Origin of the sequence: Streptomyces sp. NBC_01224 (assembly GCF_036002945.1) — a bacterium.
GTDB lineage: Bacteria > Actinomycetota > Actinomycetes > Streptomycetales > Streptomycetaceae > Streptomyces.
In genome coordinates this window covers 6,798,367-6,819,374 of the sequence record NZ_CP108529.1, presented here as the reverse complement: position 1 = coordinate 6,819,374, position 21,008 = coordinate 6,798,367, and the positions used below count along the sequence as shown (strand labels likewise).

Genomic DNA, 21,008 nt, shown 5'->3' with positions numbered 1-21,008 from the left:
TGCGTACAGCGCACAGCGCAGGTTCGCAGTTGCTCAAAGGGGAGCACGAAATGGCCACGAAGCCGCCCACCGGTGACCCGGTCCAGGATGCGCCACGGGTCGAGCCGGCGCAGCGCGCCGCCGCCGGACTGCCGGCCGTCGCGCACAGCCTGCTCATCGCCCAGCAGCAGATGGGCGTGCGGCGCACCGCGCAGACCCTCCTCAAGGTCAACCAGAAGAACGGCTTCGACTGCCCCGGCTGCGCCTGGCCCGAGAGCGACAAGCGACACACGGCGGAGTTCTGCGAGAACGGCGCCAAGGCCGTCGCCGAGGAGGCCACGCTGCGCCGTGTCACCCCCGAGTTCTTCGCCGCGCACCCGGTCGCCGATCTCGCCTCGCGCAGCGGGTACTGGCTGGGCCAGCAGGGGCGGATCACCCAGCCGATGTACCTCCCCGAGGGCGCCGAGCGGTACGAGGCGGTGACCTGGGAGCGCGCCTTCGGCATCATCGCCGAGGAGTTGGGCGCGCTCGCCTCCCCCGACGAGGCGCTCTTCTACACCTCGGGGCGTACCAGCAACGAGGCGGCGTTCCTGCTCCAGCTGCTCGCCCGCGAGTTCGGCACGAACAACCTCCCCGACTGCTCCAACATGTGCCACGAGTCCTCCGGCTCGGCGCTGACGGAGACCATCGGCATCGGCAAGGGCAGCGTCTCGCTGGAGGACCTCCACCAGGCGGACCTGATCATCGTCGCCGGGCAGAATCCAGGCACGAACCATCCCCGGATGCTCTCCGCCCTGGAGAAGGCCAAGTCCGCGGGCGCGAAGATCATTTCGGTGAACCCGCTGCCCGAGGCCGGCCTGGCGCGGTTCAAGAACCCGCAGACCCCGCTGGGCATGATCAAGGGCGCCGCGCTCAACGATCTCTTCCTGCAGATCCGTATCGGCGGCGACCAGGCCCTCTTCCGGCTCCTCAACAAGATGATCCTTCAGACCGAGGGCGCCGTCGACGAAGCCTTCGTACGGGACCACACCCATGGTTACGAGGAGTTCGTGGCCGCGGCCCGCCGAGCCGACTGGGAACAGACCCTCGCCGCCACCGGCCTCGACCGCGGCGCCATCGAAGAGGCCCTCGCGATGGTCCTCGCCTCGAAGCGCACCATCGTCTGCTGGGCCATGGGCCTCACCCAGCACAAGCACTCCGTACCGACCATCCGCGAAGTCGTCAACTTCCTTCTGTTGCGCGGCAACATCGGCCGCCCCGGCGCCGGAGTCTGTCCCGTCCGCGGCCACTCCAACGTCCAGGGCGACCGCACCATGGGCATCTTCGAACGGCCGGCACCCGAATTCCTCGACGCGCTCGACAAGGAATTCTCGATCACCTCACCGCGCCACCACGGCTACGACGTCGTCCGCTCCATCCAGGCCCTGCGCGACGGCGATGCCAAGGTCTTCTTCGCCATGGGCGGCAACTTCGTCGCGGCCACTCCCGACACGGAGGTCACCGAGGCGGCGATGCGCCGCGCCCGCCTCACCGTCCACGTCTCCACCAAGCTCAACCGCTCGCACGCCGTGACCGGCACCCGCGCGCTGATCCTGCCGACGCTGGGCCGTACCGACAAGGACGTCCAGGCGAGCGGCAAGCAGTTCGTCACGGTCGAGGACTCCATGAGCATGGTCCACGCCTCGCGCGGCAACCTCACCCCGGCGAGCCCGCATCTGCTCTCCGAGCCCGCCATCGTCGCCCGCCTCGCCCGCGCCGTCCTCGGCCCCGGATCGGCCACCCCCTGGGAGGAGTTCGAGAAGGACTACGCGACGATCCGCGACCGCATCTCCCGCGTCGTCCCCGGCTTCGAGAACTTCAACGCCCGCGTCGCACACCCCGGCGGTTTCACCCTCCCGCACGCCCCACGCGACGAGCGTCGTTTCCCCACCGCGACCGGCAGGGCCAACTTCACCGCCGCACCCGTCGAGTACCCCGAGCTCCCCGAAGGCAGGCTGCTGCTGCAGACCCTGCGCTCGCACGACCAGTACAACACCACGGTCTACGGCCTCGACGACCGCTACCGCGGTATCAAGGGCGGCCGCCGCGTCGTCCTGGTCAACCCCGACGACGCCCGCACCCTCGGCCTGGCCGACGGTGCGTACACCGACCTCGTCAGCGAATGGAAGGACGGGGTGGAGCGCCGCGCCCCCGGCTTCCGCATCGTGCACTACCCGACTGCCCGGGGCTGCGCCGCCGCCTACTACCCGGAGACCAATGTGCTGGTCCCCCTCGGCTCCACCGCCGACACCAGCAACACCCCCGCAAGCAAGTCCGTCGTCGTGCGTTTCGAGAACATCCAGGAGCGGACCGTCCCGAGGTAGCCCGTACCCACAACCCACTAAGCGTTCGCTCAGTCGTCTGATAAGAACGATGCACACAGCAATAAAGCTATGAACCACGCAGACGATCGGAGCCGGACCCCATGGGCGAGCACACCGCACCCAAGTTCCCCCAGGAGATCATCGACGAGTACGCCGCACTCGGCGTCGACCTGCCCGCACTCTTCTCCGCCGGCCACCTCGGCGAGCGGATGGGCGTCACGATCGTCGAAGCCTCCGCGGACCGCGTCGTCGGCACCATGCCCGTCGAGGGCAACACCCAGCCGTACGGACTGCTCCACGGCGGCGCCTCCGCCGTCCTCGCCGAAACCCTCGGCTCGGTCGGCTCCATGCTCCACGGCGGCGTCACCAAGCTCGCTGTCGGTGTCGACCTGAACTGCACCCATCACCGAGGGGTACGGAGCGGACTCGTCACGGGCGTCGCCACCCCCGTACACCGCGGCCGCTCCACCGCCACGTACGAGATCGTCATCACCGATGAGCACGACAAGCGGGTCTGCACCGCCCGCCTCACCTGCATGCTCCGCAACGCACCGCAGAACGACGCCGCCTGACCGACCGAAACGCACCGCACGACACCCCCGACACCACTGCCCGGCCGGACCGCATTCCGGCCGGGCAGCGCCATTCCCACCCACAACCACCCATACTCAAGGCATCATTGAGCAACCGAACCGGCCAACACCCTTGACCGCAAAGCTGGTTGTATGACCAACTCAGCACCCCAGCCACACCCGACACGCACCCCGCGCACACCACACCGCGTCGACCACATCGACCTCGATGTAACACTGCGTAACAAGTACGCAATGCGCAACGTCTCCGCGCAGCACTCGGAACCCGGCCCCACAGACGCCGGGCGACTCGTCATGCCCTCATAACGTCCACTTCACCCCTCGACACGCGACAGCAGCAAGATCAGCTCAAGCCCCTTAGCAGAGCTGCGCGTTCTCACGATGCGGTCATTTCACCGACCGGCAAAAAGCCGTACATGTCCGCACAGCCACCTCAAGCCTTGCTCAAGGGCATAACAAGACAGTCACATCCTGCGGCGGACCCATCCCGGACCCCCACACCTGCGCCTAGAGTCACCGCCAGTCACCGCGCCGCCGGGCGCGTCTGCAGCACGGCCCTGTACCAACCAGTACGGCCCGGCGAACGACACGGCACCTCAAGCAGAGGAGGCCGCGCCAGGGAAAGGACCTTTCGTGCGACACCGTTCTTTGCTCATCCTCACCACAGTGCTCACCACAGGAGCACTGACACTCACCGCCTGCGGGTCGCGCGACGACAGCAAGAAGAGCAGCAGCGGCGACACCCAGACCGTCGTCATCGGCGTCGACGCGCCCATCACCGGCGACCTGTCCGCCCTCGGCCTCGGCATCAAGAACTCCGCGGACCTCGCCGCCAAGACGGCGAACAAGGAAAAGACCGTCCCCGGCATCAAGTTCGAGGTCAAGCCGCTCGACGACCAGGCACAGCCCTCCGTCGGCCAGCAGAACGCCCAGAAGTTCATCGACGACGACACCGTCGTCGGCGTCGTCGGCCCGCTGAACTCCGGCGTCTCCCAGTCGATGCAGAAGCCGCTCAACGACGCCAGCCTCACCCAGGTCTCCCCCGCCAACACGGGCACCGAACTCACCCAGGGCGAGAACTGGAAGACCGGCGACAAGAAGCGCCCCTACAAGACCTACTTCCGCACCGCCACCACGGACCAGATCCAGGGCGCCTTCGCAGCGAAGTACCTCTTCAACGACGCGAAGATCAAGCAGGTCTACCTCATCGACGACCAGAAGCCGTACGGCGCCGGTCTCGCCGCCTCCTTCAAGGCGACCTTCACCACCCTCGGCGGCAAGATCGTCGGCTCCGACCACGTCAACCCCGACGACCGCGACTTCAACGCCGTCGTCACCAAGGTCAAGAAGTCCGGCGCCAAGGCCGTCTACTACGGCGGCGAGTACCCCGCCGGCGCACCCCTGAGCCAGCAGCTCAAGGACAGCGTCCAGATCCCCCTCATGGGCGGCGACGGCATGTACAGCGCCGACTTCATCAAGCTCAACAAGAAGGCCCAGGGCGACATCGCCACCTCCGTCGGCAAGCCCGTCGAGGAACTCGACTCCGCCAAGAAGTTCATCGCGGACTACAAGACGGCCGGATACAAGGACGCCTACGAGGCCTACGGCGGCGGCACCTACGACGCCACCTGGGCAATCATCGAGGCCGTCAAGCTCGCCGTCTCCGAGAACAACGGCAAGCTCCCCGACAACGCCCGCGTCAAGGTCCTCGACGCCATGAGCAAGGTCAAGTTCGACGGCGTCACCGGCCCCGTCTCCTTCGACGAGTACGGCGACACCACCAACACCATGATGACCGCCTACCAGGTCGACGGCGGCAAGTGGACCTCCAAGCTCAGCGAGGCCTACAAGCCCTGACCCCCAGCCGTGCCCTCCCGGACACGCACTGACTGACACCAGACCGCGCGGGAGCGCTACCAGCGCTCCCGCGCGGTGCCATATCCGAACCACTCCACGGAGGCCCTGCGGTGAACGAACTGCCGCAACAGCTGGCCAATGGACTCATCCTCGGCGCGATGTACGGTCTCATCGCGATCGGCTACACGATGGTCTACGGAATCATCCAGCTCATCAACTTCGCCCACGGCGAGATCTTCATGATCGGAGGCTTCGGAGCTCTCACCGTGTACCTCTGGATGCCGGCCGGCGTCTCCCTCCTCGCAATCATCCCACTCATGATCATCGGCGGCGTCATATGCTCCGTCGCCGTCAGCACAGCCGCCGAACGCTTCGCCTACCGGCCCCTGCGGGGCGCCCCCCGACTGGCCCCGCTGATCACCGCGATCGGACTCTCCCTCGCACTCCAGCAGGCCATCTGGAAGTGGTACCCCGACGCCAAGAAAGATCGCTCCTTCCCCCAGTTCAAGGGCGAAGCGATCGACATCTTCGGCGCCCACATCCAACGCGGTGACCTCTTCGTCCTCATCACGGCACCCATCTGCATGCTCGCCCTCGGGCTCTTCGTCTCCAAGACCCGCTCCGGCCGCGGCATGCAGGCCACCAGCCAGGACCCCGACACCGCAAAACTCATGGGCATCAACACCGACCGCATCATCGTCATGGCCTTCGCCATCGGTGCCGCGTTCGCCGCCGTCGCCGCCGTCGCCTACGGGCTCAAAAACGGCCAGATCGGCTTCAAAATGGGCTTCATCATGGGCCTCAAGGCCTTCACCGCAGCCGTACTCGGCGGCATCGGCAACATCTACGGCGCCATGCTCGGCGGCGTCGTACTCGGCATCGCCGAATCCCTCGCCACCGGCTACATGAGCAACGTCCCCGGCATGGAACTCTTCGGCGGCGGCGCCTGGAAGGACGTATGGGCCTTCGTCCTCCTCATCATCGTCCTGCTGCTCCGCCCCCAGGGCCTGCTCGGCGAACGCGTCGCGGATCGGGCGTGATACCGATGACCACCAACCACACCACCGCACCCGGGGCCGCCCCCTTCCTCGCGATCCCCGCAGCCGCGGCCCGCATCGCCACCCTCGCAGGCGCCGCCGTCGCACTCGCCGGCACCTTCCTCGCCTGGACCTGGACCAGCGAATTCCCCGGCGACCTCACCGTCACCGGCTACCCCGGCGGCCTCCAGGTCCTCACCCTCATCAGCGCCGCACTCACCCTGCTCTTCGCGCTGTCCGGATACGGCATCCGAGGCCTCGGCTGGCTCACCCCCGGCGGCACCAACAGCCCCGTCCGCCTCCTGGCGCTCGGCACCTTCGGCACCACCGGCTACACCATCGGCGCCATCGCGTACGACCTCGGCGGCGTCGTCAACCTGGAACCCGGCGCCTGGGTCAGCGGCATCGGCGCACTCATCGCCGCCGTCGCCGCACTCGGACTCCCCGGCGACCAGCAGCTCCCCAGCACCACAGCGGCCGGCGCCTGGCAACGCTTCCGCAACAGCCTCAGCGCCCCGCCGGCCCGCCGCGCCAAGACCCTCCCCGCCTGGGCCGAAATCCTCACCATCGCCGTAGCCTTCGGCATCGGCCTCCAGGTCTTCGCCTACGGCATCGACACCGACTACGCCGAACTCTTCATCGGCTTCCTCATCACCGTCGGCTTCGCCTTCACCGCACTCCACCGCGCCGGACTCGTCTCCCGCCTCACCACACTGACCACGAAGCACCGCAACATCACCCTCGCCGCCGCCCTCGTCGCAGCCGTCTGCTTCCCGTTCACACAGCAGAAGGAGGAATACGCGCTCATCGGCGCCAACATCCTCATCTTCGCGACCGTGGCACTCGGCCTCAACGTCGTCGTCGGCCTCGCCGGCCTCCTCGACCTCGGATACGTCGCCTTCCTCGGCGTCGGCGCCTACGCCGCCGCCCTGGTCTCCGGCTCCACCATGTCGGCCATCGGCGTCGAATTCCCCTTCTGGGCCGCCGTCCTCACCGGCGCCGCCGCCTCGCTCGTCTTCGGCGTCCTCATCGGCGCCCCCACCCTGCGACTACGCGGCGACTACCTGGCCATCGTCACCCTCGGCTTCGGTGAAATCTTCCGCCTCACCGTGAACAACCTCAACGGAAACAGCGGACCCGACCTCACCAACGGCTCCCAGGGCATCCCGAGCATCCCCGACCTCAACTTCTTCGGATTCGACTTCGGGCTCAAGCACGACATCCTCGGCTTCAACCTCGGCAGGTCCGCCAACTACTACCTGCTGATGCTCGTCTTCACCGCCGTCGTCGTCCTCGTCTTCCGCCGCTCCGGAGAATCCCGCATCGGCCGCGCCTGGGTCGCCATCCGCGAGGACGAGACCGCAGCCACCGCCATGGGCATCAACGCCTTCCGGCTCAAACTGCTGGCCTTCGCCCTCGGCGCCACCCTCGCCGGCCTCGCCGGAACCGTCCAGGCACACGTCAACTACACCGTGACACCCGAGCAGTACCAGTTCGCCGGCTCCGTACCGCCCAACTCCGCATTCCTCCTCGCCGCCGTCATCCTCGGCGGCATGGGAACCCTCAGCGGCCCCCTCGTCGGCGCCGCACTGCTCTACCTCATCCCGGCCAAGCTGCAGTTCATGCAGGACTACCAGCTCTTCCTCTTCGGCGTCGCGCTCATCCTCCTGATGCGCCTGCGCCCCGAAGGCCTGGTCGCCGACCGCAGGAAGCAGCTCGAATTCCACGAGACCGACCAGCTCGACGTACCGGAGCCACGGCAGTCCGAAGAGACCGGCGCCGGCATCGCCAAGGCGGGGGCGTGACCACCATGACCACCACCACGAAAACCGCCACCACCGTCCTCGACGCAAGCGGCGTCACCATGCGCTTCGGCGGCCTCACCGCCGTACGCAACGTCGACCTCACCGTCAACGCGGGCGAGATCGTCGGCCTCATCGGCCCCAACGGCGCCGGTAAGACCACCTTCTTCAACTGCCTCACCGGCCTGTACGTCCCCACCGAGGGCAAGGTCAGCTACAAGGGCACCGTCCTGCCGCCCAAGCCCCACCTCGTCACCCAGGCAGGCATCGCCCGCACCTTCCAGAACATCCGGCTCTTCGCCAACATGACCGTCCTGGAAAACGTCCTCGTCGGACGCCACACCAGAACCAAGGAAGGCCTCTGGTCCGCCCTCCTGCGGCTCCCCGGCTTCACCAAGGCCGAACACGCCAGCCGCGAACGAGCAATGCAGCTCCTGGAGTTCATCGGCCTCCAGGACAAGGCCGACCACCTCGCGCGCAACCTCCCCTACGGAGACCAGCGCAAGCTGGAAATCGCCCGCGCACTGGCCAGCGACCCCGGACTCCTGCTCCTCGACGAGCCCACCGCCGGCATGAACCCGCAGGAAACCCGCGTCACCGAAGAACTCATCTTCGCCATCCGCGACCAGGGCATCGCCGTCCTCGTCATCGAGCACGACATGCGGTTCATCTTCAACCTCTGCGACCGCGTCGCCGTCCTCGTCCAGGGCGAGAAACTCGTCGAAGGCACCTCCGACGTCGTCCAGAGCGACGAACGCGTCGTCGCCGCCTACCTCGGCACCCCCTTCGAAGGCGCCCCCGGCGCCGAAGAAGTCGCCGAAGTCGAAGCCGCCGAAGCAGGCGCCACCAAGACGGCCGACAGCACCGCCGACACCACCGGCACCGCTGACGCCACCGACACCACCAGCACCGAGGAGGAGGACACCCGATGACCGCACTGCTAGAGGTCGAGGACCTCCGCGTCGCCTACGGCAAGATCGAAGCCGTCAAGGGCATCTCCTTCACCGTCGAAGCCGGCCAGGTCGTCACCCTCATCGGCACCAACGGTGCGGGCAAGACCACCACCCTGCGCACCCTCTCCGGGCTCCTCAAGCCCGTCGGCGGCAGCATCCTCTTCGACGGCAAACCGCTCAACAACATCCCGGCCCACAAGATCGTCTCCCTCGGCCTCGCCCACTCCCCCGAGGGACGACACATCTTCCCCCGGCTGACGATCACCGAGAACCTCCAGCTCGGCGCCTACCTCCGCAACGACAAGGCAGGCATCGAAAAGGACATCCAGCGCGCCTACGACCTCTTCCCCATCCTCGGGGAACGCCGCAAGCAGGCCGCCGGAACCCTCTCGGGCGGCGAACAGCAGATGCTCGCCATGGGCAGGGCCCTGATGTGCCAGCCCAAGCTCCTGATGCTCGACGAACCCTCCATGGGCCTCTCCCCGATCATGATGCAGAAGATCGTGGAGACCATCGTCGAACTCAAGGCACAGGGCACCACCATCCTGCTCGTCGAGCAGAACGCCCAGGCCGCGCTCTCCCTCGCCGACCACGGCCACGTCATGGAGGTCGGCAAGATCGTCCTCTCCGGCACCGGCGCGGACCTCCTCCACGACGAGTCCGTCCGCAAGGCCTACCTCGGCGAGGACTGAACCCCGCCCGACCGAACGAGTAAGGCCCGCACCCCGATCGATCCGGGGTACGGGCCTCTCTCAAGTACGCGTACCTACTGGTCGCCGTCCTTCGCCGCCCTCTTCTTCTCCTCGGCATCCTCGATCAACGCCTCGGCAAGCTGCTGCATCGACAGCCGCCGGTCCATCGACGTCTTCTGGATCCACCGGAACGCGGCCGGCTCCGACAGACCGTAATCCGTCTGCAGAATGCTCTTCGCCCGATCCACCAACTTCCGCGTCTCCAGCCGCTGCGCGAGGTCGGCGACCTCACCCTCCAACGCCTTCAGCTCCGCGAACCGCGACACCGCCATCTCAATGGCCGGCACCACATCGCTCTTGCTGAACGGCTTCACGAGATACGCCATCGCCCCGGCGTCCCGCGCCCGCTCGACGAGATCGCGCTGCGAGAACGCGGTGAGCATCAGGACCGGCGCGATGGACTCCTCGGCGATCTTCTCCGCGGCGGAGATCCCGTCCAGGATCGGCATCTTCACATCGAGGATGACCAGGTCCGGCCGGTGCTCCCGGGCGAGCTCGACGGCCTTCTGCCCGTCCCCGGCCTCACCGACGACCGCGTAGCCCTCTTCCTCCAGCATCTCTTTGAGGTCGAGACGGATGAGCGCCTCGTCCTCGGCGATGACGACGCGGGTCGTCAGCGGCGGAACGTGCGACTTGTCGTCGTCGGCGACGGGCTGGGGCGACTCGGGGGCGGTCACTGGAGGCTCCTTGTTCAAGACAGGGGTACTGCTGCCAAGAGCCTACCTAGTTACGGTATGTTTGAGGCACGGAGGTCCTTCGGGTTCCTTCGTTTCGAAGGGGCCCCGGTAGCCCAGCGGTAGAGGCCATGGATTCAAAACCCATACAGCGTCGGTTCGAATCCGACTCGGGGCACTCCCCCTTCGATTCCAAGGTTAAGACGCCTGTTTGCGATCTTCATCCTTGTCGGTGAACGCGCCTTCGATTCCGGCGCACGCCAGCGAAGGTCGCACAAGACTCCACTCCATGGAACAGCACAATCCATCGATACGTGACGAAGCGCTCACCCTCTTGCGGAGTGGCTCCACCAATCGAGCGGTTGCAGAACTCCTCAACGTTCCTCGTGGAACAATCGGCTGGTGGCTGCACCAAGACCGCAAGAGCCGCGGCGTGCAATATGAGCAGCCCACCGACTGCCCTGCATGTACGGGTCGGAGCATCGATCGCGCTGCGTACGCGTATCTACTGGGGCTCTACCTCGGCGACGGCCACATCGTCTCCAAGCCCAAGCAGCACCACCTGTCGATCTTCTGCGGCGACACATGGCCCGGCCTGATCGAAGAAGCAGAATCGGCAATGCGCAGGGTGATGCCCATGCCACGCACCGGACGCCGCCAGAGAAACGGCTGCGTCGAGGTCAAGTCCTATACAAAGCACTGGACATGCGTATTCCCACAACACGGCCCCGGCAGGAAGCACGAGCGCCCCATCATCCTCGAACCCTGGCAGCAGGAAATCGTCGACGCCCACCCCTGGGACTTCATCCGCGGACTCATCCACTCCGACGGCTGCCGGAACATGAACTGGACGACTCGGATGGTCGGTGGCGTGCGGAAGCGGTACGAGTATCCGCGGTACTGGTTCACGAACGTCTCGGACGACATCCGGCAGCTCTACACCGACACCCTCGACAAGCTCGGCATCGAGTGGACGCACTGCACCCGTGCAGGCAAGGGGTACAACATCTCCGTCGCCCGACGGGCGTCCGTCGCTCTCATGGACGCCCACGTCGGGCCGAAGTACTGACGACCGATCTACTTCGGACTGTCGTCCTCACCGATGTGGTGCACCCGGACCAGGTTCGTCGAGCCCGGGACTCCCGGCGGGGAGCCGGCCGTGATGACCACGATGTCGCCCTTCTCGCAGCGGCCGATCTTCAGCAGTTCCTCGTCGACCTGGGCCACCATCGCATCCGTCGATTCCACGTGCGGGCCGAGGAAGGTCTCGACGCCCCAGGTCAGGTTCAGCTGGGAGCGGGTGGCCGGGTCCGGGGTGAAGGCCAGGAGCGGGATGGGTGAGCGGTAGCGGGAGAGGCGCCTGACCGTGTCGCCGCTCTGGGTGAAGGCGACCAGGAACTTGGCTCCGAGGAAGTCGCCCATCTCGGCCGCCGCGCGGGCCACCGCGCCGCCCTGGGTGCGGGGCTTGTTGCGGTCGTTCAGGGGCGGGAGGCCCTTGGCGAGGATGTCCTCCTCGGCGGCTTCGACGATGCGGGACATCGTGCGGACCGTCTCGATGGGGTACTTGCCCACGCTGGTCTCGCCGGAGAGCATCACCGCGTCCGTGCCGTCGATGACCGCGTTGGCGACGTCGGAGGCTTCGGCGCGGGTGGGGCGGGAGTTGTCGATCATCGAGTCGAGCATCTGGGTGGCGACGATGACCGGCTTTGCGTTGCGTTTGGCGAGTTTGATCGCGCGCTTCTGGACGATCGGCACCTGTTCCAGCGGCATTTCGACGCCGAGGTCGCCGCGGGCGACCATGATGCCGTCGAAGGCGGCGACGATGCCGTCGATGTTCTCGACGGCCTGGGGCTTCTCCACCTTGGCGATGACGGGGAGGCGGCGGCCCTCCTCGTCCATGATGCGGTGGACGTCCTCGATGTCGCGGCCGCTGCGTACGAAGGAGAGAGCGATGATGTCGGCGCCGGTGCGCAGGGCCCAGCGGAGGTCTTCGATGTCCTTTTCGGAGAGTGCGGGGACGGAGACGGCGACGCCGGGGAGGTTGAGGCCTTTGTGGTCGGAGACCATGCCGCCCTCGATGACGGTGGTGTGTACGCGGGGGCCGTCCACTTCGGTGACTTCGAGGGTGACGCGGCCGTCGTCGACGAGGATGTGTTCGCCGGTGGTGACGTCGGTGGCGAGGCCGTCGTAGGTGGTGCCGCAGGTGTGGCGGTCGCCTTCCATGGGTTCGACGGTGATGGTGAAGCTGTCGCCGCGTTCAAGGAGTACGGGGCCTTCGCGGAAGCGTCCGAGGCGGATCTTCGGGCCTTGAAGGTCGGCGAGGATCCCGACGCTGTGTCCGCTCTCGTCGGAGGCCTTGCGTACACGGTGGTATCGCTCTTCGTGTTCGGTGTAGGTGCCGTGGCTGAGGTTGAGGCGGGCGATGTCCATTCCCGCTTCGACCAGTGCCTTGATCTGGTCGTATGTGTCGGTGGCGGGGCCCAGGGTACAGACGATTTTTGCTCGGCGCATGGTTTGAGCCTAGACCTTACCTACGGGTAGTTAATTGGCCCCGCATGACGACCCAACAACCTTTGGGTGAAGGGTTATTGACAAGTGTTGAATTGTGCGCCGGGGTGCTCGGATGAGCGTTCTCTTTATAGTTTTGGCGGTGACATGGTGAAGCGGGCGTTCACCTGGGCGTAGACCGTCTGGCGTTGTGGTTCCAGGTCGAGGGCCGGGGCGGGTTCGGCGGCTGCCCCGCCGTATGCCGCGCGTCCCCGGATGCCTCCGGGTGCGACGGGCATGGCCATGGCCGGGGCGGCGTTCTCCGCGCCGAGGTCGGCGAGTTCGACCAGGGCGGTGAGGTGGGCGCCGAGGGCGTCGGCGTATTCGCGGGCGCGTTGGACGGCTTCGCGTACGGCCTGGCGGCGGGCGTTCGCGTGGGCGGGTGAGTCGGGGCGCAGGGCCCACCAGGGGCCGTTGACGCGTGTCATGTCGAGGTCGGCGACGCGGGTGGTGAATTCGCCCAGTGCGGTGAAGTCGTTGAGGACGGCGCTGACGTGGACGCGGCCGTGGTAGGCGCGGATTTTTTCGTCGCGGCCGCGTTGGGTGAGTTCGGGGGTGATGGAGAATGCGCCGGTTTCGAGTTTTTCGACTGCTTGTCCGTAGGACCGTGCGAGTTCGAGGACGTGGTTGTTGCGTCGGGTGAGGTCTTCGAGGGCTGCGCGGCGGTCTTTTCCGCGGGCGCTGACGGTGATGCCGATGTGGGCGGTCTCGGGGTCGACTTCGAGGCGGGCTTCGCCTCGGACGGCGACGCGGGGGTGGTCGGGGGTGCCGTAGGGCGGTGGGGTGTCGGTCATGGGTCCACTCTCGCATCCGGGTACGACAGCGGGTGGTCATCAGATCGAAACCCGCAAGGGGTGTTGCCGGGTGTGGCTCGTGGGTCATTATCTACGCGCGTTGTGCACTGCGAGAACTGAGCTGTACGAGAACTGAGCTGTATGAGAACTGAGATGTGGGAGACGAAATGCCGCTGAACCGTAGGACGTTCCTGGGCACATCGGCGGCCGCCGGTGCCGGTGTGGCGATCGCTGGTGGTTCCGCCGTTCCCGCCGCGGCCCACGGTCATGGCGAGGGGCACGGCCACGGGCGTCCGCCGAAGCGGTACTCGTTCACCGTGATGGGCACCACCGATCTGCACGGGAACGTCTTCAACTGGGACTACTTCACCGACAAGGAGTTCGACGACAAGGCCCACAACGACGTCGGTCTGGCGAAGATCTCGACGCTGGTGGACCAGGTGCGCCGGGAGAAGGGCCGCCACAACACCCTGATGATCGATGCGGGTGACACGATCCAGGGCACCCAGTTGTCGTACTACTACGCCAAGATCGATCCGATCACGGCGAAGCGCGGCCCGGTGCACCCGATGGCGCAGGCGATGAACGCGATCGGCTATGACGCCGCGGCGCTCGGCAATCACGAGTTCAACTACGGCATCCCGGTGCTGCGGAAGTTCGAGGAGCAGTGCGACTTCCCGCTGCTGGGTGCGAACGCGCTGGACGCGAAGACGTTGCGGCCGGCGTTCGCCCCGTACGTGATCAAGAAGATGCGTACTCCGCACGGTCCGGATGTGAAGGTCGCGATCCTGGGTCTGACCAACCCGGGTATCGCCATCTGGGACAAGGCGAATGTCGGCGGGAAGATGGTGTTCCCCGGCCTGGAGGAGCAGGCGGCGAAGTTCGTGCCGCGGCTGCGTTCCATGGGTGCGGATGTCGTGATCGTTTCGGCGCACTCGGGCACCAGTGGTACGTCGTCGTACGGTGATCAGGTCCCGTATGTCGAGAATGCGGCGGGTCTGGTGGCCGAGCAGGTTCCGGGTATCGACGCGATCCTGGTCGGGCATGCGCATCTGGAGATTCCCGAGTATTTCGTGGAGAACAAGCAGACCGGCAAGAAGGTGGTGCTCTCGGAGCCGTTGAAGTGGGGGCAGCGGCTGACGCTGTTCGACTTCGATCTGGTGTGGGAGAAGGGCCGCTGGGTGGTGGAGAAGGCGGGTTCGCAGGTGTTGAACTCCAACACCGTGGCCGAGGATCCGGAGATCACGAAGCTGCTCATGGACGAGCACGAGAAGGTTGTGGCGTACGTCAATCAGGTCATCGGTACGTCCACGGCGGCGATGACGACGGCGGAGGCAGCGTGGAAGGACGAGCCGATCATTGATCTGATCAATGTCGTCCAGGCGGAGACGGTGAAGGCGGCGCTGGCGGGTGGTGAGTACGCGGCGCTTCCCGTCCTCTCGCAGGCGTCCTGTTTCTCGCGTACGGCGCAGATCCCGGCGGGGAATGTGACGATCAAGGACGCGGCGGGTCTGTACCCGTTCGAGAACACCCTTGAGGCGCGGCTGCTGACCGGTGCGCAGATCAGGGATTATCTGGAGTTCTCGGCCCGGTACTACGTGCAGACGGCGGCCGGTGCTCCGGTGGACACGGCGAAGCTGACGAACGCGGACAACACTCCGGACTACAACTACGACGCGGTGTCGGGTCTGACGTACGAGATCGATATTGCGAAGCCGAATGGTTCGCGGATCGTGAATCTGTCGTTCGAGGGCAAGCCGATCGATCCGGCGGCTCGGTTCGTGCTGGCGGTGAACAACTATCGGGCGAGCGGTGGTGGCAATTTCCCGCATGTGCCGGGTGCCAAGCAGTTGTGGGCGAACTCGGAGGAGATCCGTAACACGATCATCGCGTGGGTGCAGGCGAAGGGTTCGGTGGATGGTGCGCGGTTCGCTTCGGTGGACTGGCGTCTGACGCGGGACGGTACGCCGGTGTTCTAGGCGGTCGCCCCTGGGGGTGTACTGGTGTGGGTCGGCGGCCGTCTTCTCCTTGTGGAGGGGGCGGCCGCCTTCTGTCTGTGTGTGTGGGGGGGCGGGTGTCAGTTGCCTTGGACGAGGGGGATGAGGTCGGGGTTCTGGGTGGGGACGGGTGGGGTCTGGGGGGTGAGGCCGAAGGTGGTGAAGGCGGTGCGTTCCGGGAGGGGGTAGGCGTTGGTGTCGGTGAGGTTGTTGAGGATGGTGGCGCTGCGCCAGGCGGCGAGTCCGAGGTCGGGGGCGCCGACGCCGTGGGTGTGGCGTTCGGCGTTCTGTACGTAGACGTTGCCGGTGACGGTGGGGTCGAGGACGAGGCGGAACCGGTCGTCGATGCGGGGGCGTGCGGAGGTGTCGCGGCGCATGTAGGGGTCGAGGCCGGTGAGGATGCGGTCGAGGGAGCGTTCGCGGTAGCCGGTGGCGAGGATGACGGCGTCGGTGGTGAGGCGGGATCGGGTGTTCTGCTGGGTGTGTTCGAGGTGGAGTTCGATGCGGGTGTTGGCGACGCGTCCTGCGGTGCGTACGGAGACTCCGGGGGTGAGGGTGGCGTCGGGCCAGCCGCCGTGGAGGGTTCGGCGGTAGAGCTCGTCGTGGATGGCGGCGATGGTGTCGGCGTCGATGCCTTTGTGGAGCTGCCATTGGTGGGGGACGAGTTCGTCGCGTACGGATTCGGGCAGGGCGTGGAAGTAGCGGCTGTAGTCGGGGGTGAAGTGTTCCAGGCCGAGTTTGGAGTACTCCATGGGTGCGAAGGCCTGGGTGCGGGCGAGCCAGTGGAGTTTTTCGTGGCCTGTGGGGCGGGCGCGCAGGAGGTCGAGGAAGATTTCGGCGCCGGACTGTCCGGATCCGATGACGGTGATGTGTTCGGCGTTCAGGAGTGTTTCGCGGTGGTGGAGGTAGTCGGCGGAGTGGATGACGGGGAGGGATTCGGCTTCGGTGAGGGGTTTGAGGGGGTCGGGGATGTAGGGCTCGGTGCCGATTCCGAGGGCGATGTGGCGGGTGTGTGTGCGGCCGAGTGCTTCGGCTTCGCCGTCGGTGTCGAGTTGGGTGAAGTCGACTTCGAAGAGGCTGCGTTCGTTGTTCCAGCGGACGGCGTCGACCTGGTGGCTGAAGTGGAGGCCGAGGAGTTGGTCGCTGACCCAGCGGCAGTAGGCGTCGTATTCGGCGCGTTGGATGTGGAAGCGCTCGGCGAAGTAGAAGGGGAAGAGCCGGTCGCGGTTGCGCAGGTAGTTGAGGAAGGTCCAGGGGCTTGCGGGGTCGGCGAGGGTGACGAGGTCGGCGAGGAAGGGGACTTGGAGGCTGGCTCCGTCGATGAGGAGGCCGGGGTGCCAGTGGAAGGCGGGGCGTTGTTCGTAGAAGGCGGTGGTGAGGGGGTGGGGGTTGCCGGGGATGCCGTGGGCGAGTGCGGCGAGGGAGAGGTTGAAGGGGCCGATGCCGATGCCGACGAGGTCGTGTGGCTGGTCGGTCTCGGGGGTGGGCAGGTCGGTCATCGGGGGGTGTTGCCTTCCGCGAGGTCGTTGGCGAGGTGGTTGACGAGGTCGAGGAGTGTGCGGAGGTCGTCGGGGGTGGTGTGGGGGTTGAGGAGGGTGGCTTTGAGCCAGAGGCGGTTGTCTGTGTGGGCGCGGCCGAGTACGGCGTGGCCTCGGGTGAGGAGGGTGCGGCGGATGGTGGCGACGGTGTTGTCGTCGGCGTCGGTGGGGCGGAAGAGGACGGTGCTGATGGTGGGGCGGTCGTAGAGGTCGAGGGTGGGGGTTTTGGCGATGAGGTCGGCGAGGTGGTGGGCGGCGGCGATGGTGTGGTCGATGAGGTCGGCGAGTCCGGTGCGGCCGAGGGCTTTGAGGGTGACGGCGATCTTGAGGGCGTCGGGGCGGCGTGTGGTGCGCAGGGAGCGGCCGAGGAGGTCGGGGAGGCCGGCTTCGGTGTCGTCGTCGGCGTTGAGGTAGGAGGCGCGGTGGTGGAGTACGTCGAGGTGGGTGCGGTCGGGGGTGGCGAGGATTCCTGCGGGTGCGGGTTGCCAGCCGAGTTTGTGCAGGTCGAGGGTGACGCTGTGGGCGCGGTCGAGGCCGTGGACCTTGCCTCGGTGGGTGGGGCTGAAGAGGAGGGGTCCGCCGTAGGCGGCGTCGATGTGGAGTTCGGCGCCGTGGGTGGTGCAGAGGTCGGCGATGTCGGCGAGTGGGTCGATCTGGCCGGTGTCGGTGGTGCCTGCGGTGGCGGTGACGAGCAGGGGGCGGTGGAGTTCGGTGAGGGCTTCGTCGAGTGCGGCGAGGTCCATGACGCCTGTGGGGGCGGGGATGACGACGGGTGCGGGGAGGCCGAGGAGCCAGGCGGCGCGGGTGATGCTGTGGTGGGCGTTTGTGGCGCAGATGGTCTGTACGGGGCCGTTGCGTTCGCGGGCGAGGAGCAGGGCGAGTTGGTTGGCTTCGGTGCCGCCGGTGGTGATGAGTGCGTCGGGTGAGGGTTGGTGGGGGTAGATCTCGGTGGCGAGTGCGGCGGTGATGTCGGCTTCGAGGGCGGAGGCTGCGGGGGCCTGGTCCCAGGAGTCCATGGAGGGGTTGAGGGCGGAGGCGGCGAGGTCTGCGGCGGCGGCGAGGGCGAGGGGTGGGGTGTGGAGGTGGGCGGCGCAGAGTGGGTCTGCGGGGTCTGCGGCGCCTTCGGCGAGGGCGCTGATGAGGGTGTGCAGTGCGTCGTGGGGGCCGGTGCCGTGGTCGGGGATGACGGGGTGGGTGGCGGTGCGCATCCGGGGGGTGACGGCGTCGGGTCCGCCTGTGGGGAGGGGGCCGTCGCGGCGGTGGGCGCCGTCGTGCAGTGCGGTGAGGACGGTGTCGATGAGGGGGCGCAGGGCGGCGGGGCCGGTGGTCGAGCCGGCGAGGGGTGGGGTGGGCATGGTTGCGGGGCCCTTCGGGTGCGCATGGGTGGACATGCCAGCTTGTCCGGGTTTTCGGGGGCGCGGCCGCTGAGCTCGGTGATCTGAACTCGAAAGGGGGATGTGGGTTGGGTGGAGGGGTGTTGTCGGGGGTTTCGGTGATATGGGTGTGGCGTCGGATATGGGTGTGCCCGGCGCCTCCCTGTGTGGTGGGGGTGGCGCCGGGCACGGGTGGTGCCGACCGTTTGGGTCAGTGGGTGTCGCGTACGGCGAGGGCGCGGCGCAGGTCGTCGATCTGGTCGATGAGCTTGCGGCGCAGGGCCGGGATGAGGTCCTTGTCGTTCAGGGCCTGTTCGCCGAGGTGGAGGCTGTCGGCGTCGACGGCGTAGGCGGGGAAGGCGTAGCGGCCGGCGGCTTCGGCGATGGCGGGGCCGCGGCGGGCGGCGAGCCGGGTCGCCTCGGGGTAGTAGCGGGGCACGTAGTCCCGTACGAGGTCGGCTTGTTCGGGCTGCCAGAAGCCTTGGGCGGTGGCGGTGAAGAGGTAGTTGGAGAGGCTGTCGTCGTTGAACAGGGTGTGCCAGGCGGCGGCCTTGGCCTCGGGGGTGGGGAGGGCTGCCCGGCAGCGGGCGGCGCCTTCCTGTCCGGTGGCGCTGGGGTCCTGTTCGAGTTCGGCGGCGATGGCGGTTTCGTCGGCGGCGCCGAGGACGGCGAGGCGGGTGAGGATGCGCCAGCGCAGTTCGGGGTCGAGTTCGGGTCCGCCGGGGACGGTGCCGTTGGTGAGCCAGTCCTGGATGGTGTCGGGCTGGGTGGCGGCGTCGATGAGGTGGCGTACGGCGACGAGGCGCAGGCCGGGGTTGTGGCCGTCCTCGGTGCGGCGGATGAGGTCGCGGCAGAGGGAGGTGAGGGTGGCGAGGGCGGCGGGGCGGTTCTCGGGGGCGAGGTAGCGGCCGGCGATCTGGGTGTCGGCGAAGGCGAGTACGCCTTGGGCGAGGGCGAGGTCGGTCTCGTGCGGGAGGTGTGCGCGGGCCGCTTCGAGGTAGGTGGTGGGGGCGAGTTCGCCGTCGCGGACCAGGTCGCGGGCGGTGTTCCAGACGACGGCGCGGGTCAGTGCGTCGGGGATGCCGGACAGGTCGCGTACGACGGTGTCCCAGGACTTGGTGTCGAGGCGGACCTTGGCGTAGCTGAGGTCGCTGTCGTTGAGGACGACGAGGGCGGGGCGTCGGCCGGGCAGCGCCTTGACCGTGTCGTTCTGGGGGACGTCCATCTCGAACCGGTCGCGCAGGACGAGGCGGTCGGGGCCGGGGTGGGCGTCCGGGGCGTGGTCGTATGCGCCGACGGCGATGCGGTGGGGGCGGCTGCCGTCGTGGTCGACGGTGAGGGACCACATGCCGTCGGACTCCTCGACCCGGGGGGTGAGGGTGTCGACTCCGGTGGTGCGCAGCCAGGCGTCGGCCCAGGCGTGGACGTCGCGGTCGGTGGCCGATGCGAGGTTGTCGATGAAGTCGGCGAGGGTGGCGTTGGCGAACTTGTGGCGGGCGAAGTGGGTGTTGATGCCGGCCAGGAAGTCCTTCTCGCCGAGCCAGGCGACGAGTTGGCGCAGGGCGGATGCGCCCTTGGCGTAGGAGATGCCGTCGAAGTTGAGCATCGCGGACGCGGTGTCGGGGACGGCTGCGGGGTCGGGGGCGACGGGGTGGGTGGAGGGGCGCTGGTCGGCGTCGTATCCCCAGCCCTTGCGGGCGACGCCGAAGTCGACCCAGGTGTCGGTGAAGCGGGTGGCTTCGGCGAGGGTCTGGTAGCCCATGTACTCGGCGAAGGACTCGTTGAGCCAGATGTCGTCCCACCAGGCGAGGGTGACGAGGTCGCCGAACCACATGTGGGCCATCTCGTGGGCGATGACCATGCCGCGGGTCTGGCGTTCGGTGTCGGTGACGGCGGAGCGGTAGATGAACTCGTCGCGGAAGGTGACGAGTCCGGGGTTCTCCATGGCGCCCGCGTTGAACTCGGGGACGAATGCCTGGTCGTAGGAGTCGAAGGGGTAGGGCTCGTCGAACTTCTCGTGGAAGCGGTCGAAGCAGGCGCGGGTGATGTCGAGGATCTCGTCGGCGTCCGCGTCGAGGTACGGGGCGAGTGAGCGGCGGCAGTGGATACCGAAGGGCAGTCCGGCGTGTTCGGTGGTCACGGAGTGCCAGGGGCCTGCGGCGACGGCGACGAGGTAGGTGGAGATCAGCGGGGTGGCCGCCAGGGTCCACCGGCCGTCGCCGCGGTGCTCTGCGACGCCGTTGCCGAGGACGGTCCAGCCTTCGGGGGCGGTGACGGTGAGCTCGAAGACGGATTTGAGGTCGGGCTGGTCGAACGCGGCGAAGACGCGCTGGACGTCCTCCATGAACAGTTGGGTGTAGAGGTACGTCTCGCCGTCGGTCGGGTCGGTGAAGCGGTGCATGCCTTCGCCGGTGCGGGAGTAGCGCATGGTGGCGTCGATGCGCAGTTCGTGTGCGCCGGCGGTGAGCGCGGTGAGCGGGAAGCGGTTCTCGGTGAGGTCGGCGGGGTCGAGGGGCTGTCCGTCGAGGCTGATCGAGCGCAGCGTGGCGGGCTTGAGTTCGACGAACGTGTCTCCGGCCGCGGCTGCGGTGAACTGGATGACGGTGCGGGAGTCGAAGGTCTCCTCCCCTCCGGTCAGATCGAGGTCGATCGTGTACCGGTGTACGTCGAGGAACTGGGCTCGGGTCTGCGCTTCGTCGCGCGTCAGTACGGACATGCACCCATGCTGCCGTACGGCCCGGGCGGGGCG

15 protein-coding genes and 1 tRNA gene are annotated in these 21,008 nt (G+C 67.5%); 10 read left to right on the top strand and 6 right to left on the bottom strand.

Features of this window, described 5'->3' with window-relative positions; all coding sequences use genetic code 11:
• Window positions 1-50: 50 nt before the first annotated feature.
• From OG609_RS30670 to OG609_RS30640, 7 genes are all read left to right on the top strand, one after another.
• Window positions 51-2,342, top strand: coding sequence for an FdhF/YdeP family oxidoreductase (locus OG609_RS30670; protein WP_327275801.1), 2,292 nt, complete (start codon window positions 51-53; stop codon window positions 2,340-2,342).
• Between the two features lie 101 nt (window positions 2,343-2,443).
• The gene (locus OG609_RS30665) at window positions 2,444-2,914 is read left to right on the top strand and encodes a PaaI family thioesterase (RefSeq protein ID WP_327275800.1); all 471 of its coding nucleotides are present in this window, start codon (window positions 2,444-2,446) and stop codon (window positions 2,912-2,914) included.
• Between the two features lie 669 nt (window positions 2,915-3,583).
• Window positions 3,584-4,792, top strand: coding sequence for a branched-chain amino acid ABC transporter substrate-binding protein (locus OG609_RS30660; RefSeq protein WP_327278239.1), 1,209 nt, complete (start codon window positions 3,584-3,586; stop codon window positions 4,790-4,792).
• 110 nt (window positions 4,793-4,902) lie between these two features.
• Entirely contained in the window at window positions 4,903-5,832 is a 930-nt protein-coding gene (locus tag OG609_RS30655; protein ID WP_037699258.1) for a branched-chain amino acid ABC transporter permease, read from the top strand.
• Window positions 5,833-5,837: 5 nt separating this feature from the next.
• Window positions 5,838-7,634, top strand: coding sequence for a branched-chain amino acid ABC transporter permease (locus tag OG609_RS30650; protein WP_327275799.1), 1,797 nt, complete (start codon window positions 5,838-5,840; stop codon window positions 7,632-7,634).
• 5 nt (window positions 7,635-7,639) lie between these two features.
• Window positions 7,640-8,563: an ABC transporter ATP-binding protein gene (locus OG609_RS30645; RefSeq protein WP_327278238.1), complete on the top strand. Its 924-nt coding sequence runs from the start codon at window positions 7,640-7,642 to the stop codon at window positions 8,561-8,563.
• Window positions 8,560-9,276 (top strand): ABC transporter ATP-binding protein, encoded by a 717-nt coding sequence (locus tag OG609_RS30640; RefSeq protein WP_327275798.1) that lies wholly within the window; start codon window positions 8,560-8,562, stop codon window positions 9,274-9,276. Before OG609_RS30645 ends, OG609_RS30640 begins: the two co-directional genes overlap by 4 nt.
• A 74-nt stretch (window positions 9,277-9,350) precedes the next feature.
• Here the strand turns inward: OG609_RS30640 and OG609_RS30635 are convergent, their stop codons facing one another.
• Window positions 9,351-10,013 carry an ANTAR domain-containing response regulator gene (locus OG609_RS30635; RefSeq protein WP_093896073.1) on the bottom strand — a complete coding sequence of 221 codons (663 nt, stop codon included), beginning with the start codon at window positions 10,011-10,013 and terminating at the stop codon, window positions 9,351-9,353.
• A gap of 102 nt (window positions 10,014-10,115) precedes the next feature.
• On the opposite strand from OG609_RS30635, the gene OG609_RS30630 reads away from it, so the two are divergent.
• Together OG609_RS30630 and OG609_RS30625 are read left to right on the top strand one after the other, a co-directional pair.
• Window positions 10,116-10,188, top strand: a tRNA-Leu gene (locus OG609_RS30630).
• 111 nt (window positions 10,189-10,299) lie between these two features.
• Window positions 10,300-11,079 carry a helix-turn-helix domain-containing protein gene (locus OG609_RS30625; RefSeq protein WP_327278237.1) on the top strand — a complete coding sequence of 260 codons (780 nt, stop codon included), beginning with the start codon at window positions 10,300-10,302 and terminating at the stop codon, window positions 11,077-11,079.
• Window positions 11,080-11,087: 8 nt separating this feature from the next.
• On the opposite strand, the gene pyk is transcribed toward OG609_RS30625, so the two are convergent.
• A complete protein-coding gene (gene pyk / locus OG609_RS30620) occupies window positions 11,088-12,521 on the bottom strand; it encodes a pyruvate kinase (protein ID WP_327275797.1) in 1,434 nt (477 codons plus the stop codon).
• Window positions 12,522-12,646: 125 nt separating this feature from the next.
• Window positions 12,647-13,351: an SIMPL domain-containing protein gene (locus tag OG609_RS30615; protein ID WP_327275796.1), complete on the bottom strand. Its 705-nt coding sequence runs from the start codon at window positions 13,349-13,351 to the stop codon at window positions 12,647-12,649.
• 167 nt (window positions 13,352-13,518) lie between these two features.
• Here OG609_RS30615 and OG609_RS30610 point away from each other — a divergent pair, with 167 nt between their 5' ends.
• Window positions 13,519-15,330, top strand: a complete 1,812-nt coding sequence (locus tag OG609_RS30610; RefSeq protein ID WP_327275795.1) for a bifunctional metallophosphatase/5'-nucleotidase — start codon at window positions 13,519-13,521, stop codon at window positions 15,328-15,330.
• Between the two features lie 98 nt (window positions 15,331-15,428).
• On the opposite strand, the gene OG609_RS30605 is transcribed toward OG609_RS30610, so the two are convergent.
• The 3 genes from OG609_RS30605 to pepN form a co-directional block, all read right to left on the bottom strand.
• On the bottom strand, window positions 15,429-16,847 hold the full coding sequence (locus tag OG609_RS30605; RefSeq protein WP_327275794.1) for a lysine N(6)-hydroxylase/L-ornithine N(5)-oxygenase family protein: 1,419 nt from the start codon (window positions 16,845-16,847) through the stop codon (window positions 15,429-15,431).
• Window positions 16,844-18,241: a pyridoxal phosphate-dependent decarboxylase family protein gene (locus OG609_RS30600; RefSeq protein ID WP_327275793.1), complete on the bottom strand. Its 1,398-nt coding sequence runs from the start codon at window positions 18,239-18,241 to the stop codon at window positions 16,844-16,846. The genes OG609_RS30605 and OG609_RS30600 overlap by 4 nt, the downstream gene beginning before the upstream one ends.
• 229 nt (window positions 18,242-18,470) lie before the next feature.
• Window positions 18,471-20,975, bottom strand: coding sequence for an aminopeptidase N (pepN, locus tag OG609_RS30595; protein ID WP_327275792.1), 2,505 nt, complete (start codon window positions 20,973-20,975; stop codon window positions 18,471-18,473).
• Between the last annotated feature and the right edge of the window lie 33 nt (window positions 20,976-21,008).